Below are 544 nucleotides of genomic sequence, written 5' to 3'. Positions count from 1 at the left end.
GGCACAGGCCCGCCCGTGTGGCAACTGGTTCGTCGTCGGCGCCTCTCGGGGGGTGCGCGCGGGTGGTCGCCCGTACGGCAGGACGGTCGGGGGCGTGGAGGTCGTGCTGTGGCGCTCGGACAGCGGCGTGCCGCACGCCGGCTCGGGCATCTGCCCGCACCTCGGCGCCCCGTTGCGCGACAGCCGGGTGGTGTGCGGGCGGTTGGTGTGCCACTGGCATGGCCTCACCCTGGACGGTTCCCCGTTCGCCGGCTGGCAGCCGTTTCCCGTGTACGACGACGGCGTGCTCCTCTGGGTACGGCTGGACGAGGTGGGCGGCGAGGAGCCCACCGAGCGGCCTTCAGTGCCCCCGCGACCAGCGTCGGGCGCGGGGGTGGACGCGGTGTTCACGGCGGTGGGGCGGTGCGAACCGGAAGACGTGGTGGCCAACCGCCTCGACCCGTGGCACGGCTCGTGGTTCCACCCGTACTCGTTCGTCGATCTGTCGGTGGTGCGGGAGCCGTTCGGTGAGGGGGACTACGCCTTCGTCGTCGACGTCTCCTGC

Annotated in this window: 1 protein-coding gene; it reads left to right on the top strand. The window is 73.2% G+C overall.

Translation table 11 applies throughout. The annotated features are described in order from the left end of the window. Positions 1 to 544: DUF5914 domain-containing protein (locus KUM32_RS39665; protein WP_217146587.1), on the top strand; the 544-nt coding region annotated here is incomplete at both ends.

It is taken from the genome of Streptomyces sp. AC627_RSS907, assembly GCF_019049165.1.
The sequence above is the reverse complement of the archived record's forward strand: the minus strand, read 5'-3'. Positions and strand labels throughout refer to the sequence as shown.